This window comes from Lysinibacillus sp., from assembly GCF_032093475.1.
Classification (GTDB): Bacteria; Bacillota; Bacilli; order Bacillales_A; family Planococcaceae; genus Lysinibacillus; species Lysinibacillus irui.
The window spans coordinates 1-3,373 of the sequence record NZ_DAMDAY010000079.1 but is presented as its reverse complement, the minus strand read 5'-3'; the positions used below and the strand labels follow the sequence as shown (position 1 = coordinate 3,373).

The window sequence follows — 3,373 nt, the reverse complement described above, 5'->3', positions numbered from 1 at the left end:
GTGGTCTTACGACAGGTGTTTTTTGGTAACCAATACTAGCAATAAGCGCATCGTTTTTTTCTATTTCATTTTTAATAAAGGAAGGGCTTTTTAATACCATACGCTTGTGTGAATACGTATGATTGCCAATTTGATGTCCAGCTTCCACAATTTTTTTAGCCTCTTCTGGATTTTCCTCAATGTCATCCCCAATTAGAAAAAATGTGGCTTTTACTTGGTAACTGTCAAGTAACGCGAGAATGGCACTAGTATTTTTAGTAGGTCCATCATCAAAGGTTAAGGCAACAACCTTTTCCTCTGTTATAACATGTGAGGTAATATTACCAAACAATTGATAATCACGAGCATTCATTAATTTATAGGCAGCAAATGTTAAAGCAATGATGAATAAAATCCCCATTCCGGTATAAGTTAGTCTCCGTTTCATTGACAAACTCCTTTCTTTCATCATGACGGTTATTGTTTAAATGTATGTCATCTCAAATGCGATCACAACGAAGTTTCATCTTCTTTTGTTTGAATACCAAAAAATTAAGCATACTACGTTTGAGGTGAGGAGATGTATAAACTATTATCACATAACGATTTAGATGGAGTAGGTTGTGGAATTTTAGCGAAGCTTGCGTTTAATGATAAAGTGAAGATACGCTACAATTCCATTACGGCACTTGACCGTGAAATAGAGTTCTTTTTGGAGAATGACCAACAGAAAACGTTTTTGTTTATTACCGATCTTTCTCCAAATGAAAAAAATGAAAAAAGGATTCAGGATTATTACCAAGCCACTGGTAATGTGCAATTGCTGGACCATCATAAAACAGCTCTTCACTTAAATCAATATGAATGGGGAAAGGTTTTAATTGAAGATGAGCAAGGCTTAACATCAGCTACTTCATTATTTTATCAATACCTTGTGACCCATGGACTATTAGAAAAAACAGAGGCCATTTCAGAGTTTGTAGAGTTAGTAAGGCAGTACGATACTTGGGAATGGGAAAAGAATGGGAATTTTCAAGCACAACGGTTAAATGCCCTCTTTTTTTTAGTGTCTATTGAAGAGTTTGAAGAGAAAATGCTTGATCGTTTAAAAACAAATAATCACTTTGATTTTGATGAATTCGAAAAGAAAATTTTAAGTATGGAAGAAGAAAAAATAGAGCGTTATATTCGACGTAAGAAACGAGAGCTTGTCCAAACAAATTTGGGCGAATTTTATGCTGGCATTGTCTATGCGGAATCGTACCATTCTGAGCTTGGCAATGAATTAGGAAAAGAAAATGTTCATCTTGATTATATTGCCATGATGAATATGGGAAGTAAAAAAATCTCATTTCGGACGATTCATGACCATATTGATGTATCCTCCATCGCAGCCCAATATGGTGGTGGTGGGCATCAAAAGGCTGCCGGTTGCTCTTTAACAGTGGAAGCCTATAAACAGTTTGTGTTAGAAACATTTCATATAGAGCCTATTCCAGAGGATGCAAAAAGAAATCGCTATAACATCAAAGGAACATCATTTGGAACATTTTATAAAAACCTTGAAGATGAAGTGTTTCTACTATATACAAATAATGAAATAGACTGGGTAATAGAAAAAAATCGAACACCCTTAGAGCAAATTTTTTCAAGTTTTAATGAAGCAGAGTGGTTTTTGAAACGGAATTACCAAGCATGGCTAGTAAGAGATGATGTCTTTGTGGACTATTTAATGCAGGAAGCAAATAAAGTCCGTCATTCAAATAAAGGAATGTAATAATTCCTTTTACATATGAATTTATCCATCCTTCCGGTAAATCAAGGTTATATAATGCATCGAGACAAACTACAATGAAACATAACGATTATAAAAAAATGAGGTGTACATGTTGTCCGATGATATACTTCGAGTTGTTGATTTGGATAAGGAAAATCGAGGACGAAAAAAATGGAGTAGGAGTATAGTTGTATTTCTTTTATTGATGATGGTTAGTGGGTTTGTGCTGTATTTATGTTGGGATAAAGATGTTGACTTTGAAGCCTACAAAACAGAAGTAGGTAAGACAGCTACCAATAGCTTAGGTCGTTTAACGTTAAATGAAGTGATTATTGATGATAATCAAATTTTGTTAAATGCAACCTTCGAGCCTGTAAAAGAGTTTGCGCCTGATCATCAAGTATTCTTCTTCCCGCAAATACTTGTCAATGGTCAAGATTATATGGTTCGTAATGGTGGACAGTCCATAGCAAAATCTGCACACGTTTATACAATATACAATAGCATTAAAATGGATGATTTTCCGTCTGATGAACAATTAGAATTAGTTATTCGGTATAAAGATTGGAATGTAGAAACACCAATTGACAAGCCGTGGGAATTTCAAATAGAGGCATCTCAGGAACAATTACAAGAAGATCGGCAAGTCTTTTCTATAGGAAAAAAAATCGAGCATGTCGATCAACAGGAAATAACGATTGACAGAGTCGTTTCAACACCTATTTCGACCACAATTTATTTTCAGTCTGAAAAGAGTATAATAAATGACACTTTATACTTTAAAATCCAATCAAAAGCAGGGCAATCGTGGCGCTTTGAAACACCCTATCCATTAAATAAAGAGCGTACAAAGTGGGGGAGCCGTGTGGATGCTCTCTATTTAACAGAGGGGAATTATCAATTAATCCCAGTCGATAAAGAAGGTCAAAAAGTTGGTTCTGCCATTAAAATAAAGGAAGATTAGCCTGTAAGTAAAATTTACAAACTTTTAAAATGAAAGGATCTGCTTTCCATGTAAAATGAAAGAAAAGACAGGGAAAGTAGTTGAGAGTTTGCGAACGCTATGGGAGATATTTTGGGTTTCTTTAAAATTAGGCTGTACCTCGTTTGGAGGGCCAACAGCTCATTTAGGCTATTTTCAACAGGAATATGTGCAAAAAAGGAAATGGCTGTCTGCGCATGACTATAGTCAACTTGTCATATTAAGTCAATTTTTACCTGGTCCCGCATCCAGTCAGGTGGGGATGGGGATCGGTTTAATAAGAGGTGGGCTATTAGGGAGCCTTCTATCATTTGTTGGTTTTACATTACCCTCAGTATTAATACTCATGGTATTTGCTTATCTGTCCATTTTGACAGAACTGAAAATGGATTGGATACATGGTTTGAAGTTAGTGGCAGTGGCGATTGTGGCGCAGGCTATTTTTGATATGAGCAAAAAAATACTTTCTACCACATTGCATTGGTTGATTGCCTTGTTGGCACTTGTAATTGTGTTGACATGGTTGCATCCATTTGCACAAATTACCTCGATAGTAGTAGCTGCCTGTATAGGTTTTCAATATATTAAAAAAGACCATGAGGATCATTCATCCAAAATGGTTCATATACCAATTT

4 protein-coding genes are annotated in these 3,373 nt (G+C 35.5%); 3 read left to right on the top strand and 1 reads right to left on the bottom strand.

What is annotated here, in order from left to right; genetic code table 11:
• Window positions 1–427 (bottom strand): polysaccharide deacetylase family protein (locus tag RT445_RS15765; RefSeq protein WP_313470925.1); only part of this gene is annotated, 427 nt, incomplete at its 3' end.
• A gap of 132 nt (window positions 428–559) precedes the next feature.
• On the opposite strand from RT445_RS15765, the gene RT445_RS15760 reads away from it, so the two are divergent.
• From RT445_RS15760 to RT445_RS15750, 3 genes are all read left to right on the top strand, one after another.
• A complete protein-coding gene (locus RT445_RS15760) occupies window positions 560–1,756 on the top strand; it encodes a DHH family phosphoesterase (RefSeq protein ID WP_274793824.1) in 1,197 nt (398 codons plus the stop codon).
• A gap of 109 nt (window positions 1,757–1,865) precedes the next feature.
• Complete coding sequence (locus RT445_RS15755; RefSeq protein ID WP_274793823.1) at window positions 1,866–2,720, top strand: DUF4179 domain-containing protein; 855 nt, start codon at window positions 1,866–1,868, stop codon at window positions 2,718–2,720.
• A gap of 88 nt (window positions 2,721–2,808) precedes the next feature.
• The coding region (locus RT445_RS15750) for a chromate transporter (protein WP_396631809.1) at window positions 2,809–3,373 on the top strand (565 nt) is incomplete at its 3' end.